Source organism: Marinagarivorans algicola (assembly GCF_001292705.1).
Lineage (GTDB): Bacteria > Pseudomonadota > Gammaproteobacteria > Pseudomonadales > Cellvibrionaceae > Marinagarivorans > Marinagarivorans algicola.
Map to the genome: position 1 here is coordinate 1 of NZ_LGAK01000085.1, position 4,074 is coordinate 4,074.

Below are 4,074 nucleotides of genomic sequence, written 5' to 3' on the forward strand. Positions count from 1 at the left end.
TAAATCTTCGAGTACGCGCTCGGTGCCCGGGTGTGACAGTGCGCGAGCGACCATGCCGGGGTAGGCGCGTATCGGGCGGATAACCGCTGATGCCCCTAAGGCTAAAAAGCGCTGACGATTATCATCTAATACGGCTTCGACAATAATATTGGTATTTGGATTGATTTCGACAACACGAGATAAAAGATCAAATGTAAGGCTGTCTGATAAGCTGTTGTAAGCATCGCGCGCGAGAATAATAATATGTTTGGCTTTTTCGAGATTAATGTGATTAATGATGACGCCATCTTCTGCCATACCTGTACGGTGAATAACCTTTAGGGCTGATAGCGAGTCCGGTAGGCCTTTTGGGTATTTGCGGGTGAGTAACTGAACGGGTAGGTCAGCGAGCGCTGGGGTGGCTTTTATTTCGGTGATAAGCCTTTGTAAATAGCGCTCGGTATCGTTGTTTGGGGTGTTGATAATTTGAATGTGATTAGCCATATCGGCAAACTCCCATAAGCCTTTGATTTTTTTGCTGGTTGCAAGTAGCTTCCAGTCAATTGTTTCTGCGATGATGAGTGATAGTAGCGAAATAGAGAAAATGTACATGGTAATGATAGTCGCCGTGCGGCCCGTAAAGGTGCTCGCACTATAGTCGCCATAGCCCACGGTGGTGAGTGTTGTAAACGACAACCAAATGGCATTCCCGAGTGATATTTCCTCAACAAAGACCATAACAGCGGTGTTGATGGCAATAAAGCAGGCAAGTAATAGGACTAATTTAGAAATACGCTTAAAAATATTACCTGATAAATGCTTGGTGAGCCGGCGGCGTCTATGCACTTGTAAGAATCGTGATATTAGTAGCATGGTGGTCCTTTACCTGAGAAGGCTGAGTTATGCATGTTTGGGCGTTTTTCAGTATCGCTGTGTGTTTTTAAATATACCCAAAGGCGTTACAGGATATGAAGCCGCGTATGAAGCAGGGTGTAAACAAGCTGGCAGCCACTGTGTATTTAGGTGCTTAATGGTTGTCTCAGTTGAATGTATTAACGGTTTATGACAGCTTAGCGAAGTGTGGTATAACGCGCCATTAGTAATCATCGAATACTCCCATTACGGAATGAGTTTATGAATGTCACCATTGCTGGGTATGTAAACTATACCTGCAGCCACTGTACGCAAGTGTACAATATTGAAGCTAAAGCCCTAGTCTTTACCGAAGATACCAGCGCGCAAGCCGAAGAAGAGGACTATATACGTTACCTTACCGAGCTTAAAACACCCTGTCAGTCGTGCGGTACACCTATGCAGCTAGGCTTAGATGTTTGGGAGTATCCAGAGTCTATTGCCAACTACGCCTATCATTCAGATAAAGGTATTAAGGCCGTTGAATGTGAATTGGCTATCGAGCACTACTTTGACGATGCTGCGATTCAAAAAAGCCGCTACGAAGCGCCTAGAAAGGGCATATATGGCGAACGCAACATGGATGATAGTGAAGATGATAAAGAAGTATATAACGAAGATGCTCGCAAAGAGGTTTATAAAGACCAGTACGATGAGGAGGAGTAACGTTGCTGCGGGTGATGAGAGTACGTGTGCCACTACAGTTATTATGTCGCTGAGGCATCAAAAACGATAGATTTAAAAATGATAGCTCTAAAAACGATAGCTCTATCGGCAATAATGTGATCGGTTTTTGGACTAAAACTCACTTATGTGTGCTAGAGCCAATTTTATTGTATTTACTATTTATAATTGGGTGCACTGGCCGTTGATCACTCTCAGTGATTAACAGTGCTAAACACTAGGTGAACAAAGGCTAGCTGCAGCTGGCAAAAATGTATTTCGAGGTATTCTATGCTTAAGCTCTCCATCAAACAGTTAGTGGCTAGCCACTGGCGCTTATTATTACTAGGCACCGCATCGGTGGCACTATCGGCGTGTTCGGGTGGTAGTCAGCCGCCTAAGGCCAGCTCTAGTGCTGCGCAACCGGTCAGTAGTGTGGCGTCATCGACTGTACCATCGAGTAGCGCGATGGCTTCGTCTAGCGAGCCTGTGATTAGCTCTGTAAGTAGTATGAGTAGTATGGTGAGCAGTGCTGTTGCACCTTCGTCGGCCGCCACTAGTAGCGCAGCGCCTTCTTATGCGTGGACTATCGAAAAAATTGACTGTGACTTTGATGATGGCTTTAGTGGTGATGCCATGGTGCTGTTTGATGGTTCGGGGCGTTTTGACGGCAACTTTTTTAACAAAACCTTCACAAGCGCTGAGTACGCCAACCTATCGCGCCCAGGCAACTCCGCTGATTACATCTTAAGCGCTAATGTCGTGACCGACAGCACCTGTGGGTGGGATGTACAGCAAGGTACATGGCTAAAAAAAATTGTGCATGACAACGGCATGAATCAGCACTCTAATGGCTGGAGCCGTTTGGGTTTTGCTAGCGGCCGCACTATTGGCGATATCGAAAGTATTGTGCTTGAGCTGCGTATTAACAGCAATTTAAGTAATATCCCCTCTAAACAAGATTTGCTAGATGCTCTAGTGCCGACGATTACGGCCGATCAAGTAGATCAATTAGATAACGGCAAATTTAACCTCGCAATTACCCTAGGTAACCCCGATGCTAGCGGCCCTGAGGTTCGTGCCGAAGCTTACTTAGAGATTGATCAAGATTTTTACCGTGACGAATGGGTGCGTGTAACGATTCCTAAAGATACCTTGTATTTTTGGAAGGATGCCAACTGGCAAAAAACACCCGTCGATGCTGCAACCGCTTATTTAACAACGCCAACGCGTATCGCTTTAAACCCAGAAACTAAAGGCAACGGCTCAGCCCCTACTCATGGTTATACGGTGCGCGATTTTTACGGGTACAGTCAATGGGGTAGCAATCCACCTAACCCCAAGCCACAAGAAGACTTTAAAGAGATGAATATCTCGATCCGCACCTTTGAAATTCGTTTTAACACAGCCGCATCTAGCAGCTCGGCATCGGTTGTTGCATCGTCTAGCATGGCAAGTTCAAGCGCACCGGTACCTAGTGGCCCAACAGATCAAGCGCGTATCGCGGCGGGCGAGGCACTTTATAGCAGCCCTAATAACTGTGCACTTTGCCATGGCGCCAATGGCGATGGCGAGAGTGCTCAAGTGATTAAAAAAGCGATTAACAATGCACCTGATACGGCCACTGCATACAACCAAATGTTAGAGATTATTAAAAACGGTGGCGGTGGCGGTATGCCCGCTTGCCAACCTGTGGGAGATTGTGCCGAGCAGCTGACCGATTATGTTTGGGGTGCGTTAAACATGAATGCATTACCGGCTACGGGTGGGGCTAGCTCTTCAGGCCCTAGTGGCGGTGATAACGGTGGCAGTGGTCATACTGCGGATGATTTTAGTGAAAACTTTGAGGGTGTATCGGGCACGACTTTGCCTGCCGGGTTGGCATTTGAAGATTGTGATAATGGCGGTAGTTCCTTCAACATTACAGGCGGCGCACTGGAGGTGACATCGGGGTCTAATTGCGGGGGCTGGGTTAATTTAAAGGCGCTCGAAAATAGAGCCTCTGCCTATGTTAAATTTGATGCCACCCTAGTCAGTGGAGCACAGGGCAATAAATGGTTTATGTTGGTGGGCAATGGCGATTATACAGCTCTTAAAGAAGAGTCTATGCGCCTGCGTATTTTTAATAATGATTTATTGGTATGGAATGTTGGCAACTTTGGCGATACCTTGTCTCCCGAAATATTCTCGCCGGGTGCTGATGCTACCACTAGTGCTTACAGTGTCGGCGATTCTTCTTGTTTTGAGCTTTTTTATGATAACGATGCAAAAGTTATGCGCATGTGGAAAGACGGTGTAGCACTGACGGGTTTAGAAATGACCGGCATGCGCGGCCCCTTCCAAGATCGCTGGTATAATTCTTTTTCGGATAACTTTACCCCTGATGTTCGCCATGTGCATTTAGGGTGGGGCGGTAGCCAAGGCGCAACTATGCGTTATGATAATATTACCGTGAGCAAGACACGCGTTGGTTGTAATTAAGATAACGCTAATATTTAATTCAAGCTAAAATATAACAAC

3 protein-coding genes are annotated in these 4,074 nt (G+C 46.2%); 2 read left to right on the forward strand and 1 reads right to left on the reverse strand.

Annotated features, from left to right (window positions below):
• Positions 1–852, reverse strand: an 852-nt coding sequence (locus AC438_RS16160) for a potassium channel family protein (RefSeq protein WP_053982299.1), incomplete at its 3' end; no start/stop codon positions are given.
• 261 nt (positions 853–1,113) lie between these two features.
• On the opposite strand from AC438_RS16160, the gene AC438_RS16165 reads away from it, so the two are divergent.
• On the forward strand, positions 1,114–1,557 hold the full coding sequence (locus AC438_RS16165) for a hypothetical protein (RefSeq protein ID WP_053982300.1): 444 nt from the start codon (positions 1,114–1,116) through the stop codon (positions 1,555–1,557).
• A 288-nt stretch (positions 1,558–1,845) separates the two neighbouring features.
• Positions 1,846–4,035, forward strand: coding sequence for a c-type cytochrome (locus tag AC438_RS16170; RefSeq protein WP_053982301.1), 2,190 nt, complete (start codon positions 1,846–1,848; stop codon positions 4,033–4,035).
• Positions 4,036–4,074 lie beyond the last annotated feature (39 nt).

Bases quoted from the DNA above. Each gene is read 5' to 3' on its own strand.
- AC438_RS16165 (WP_053982300.1), top strand. From the start codon at position 1,114: ATGAATGTCACCATTGCTGGGTATGTAAACTATACCTGCAGCCACTGT.
- AC438_RS16170 (WP_053982301.1), top strand. From the start codon at position 1,846: ATGCTTAAGCTCTCCATCAAACAGTTAGTGGCTAGCCACTGGCGCTTA.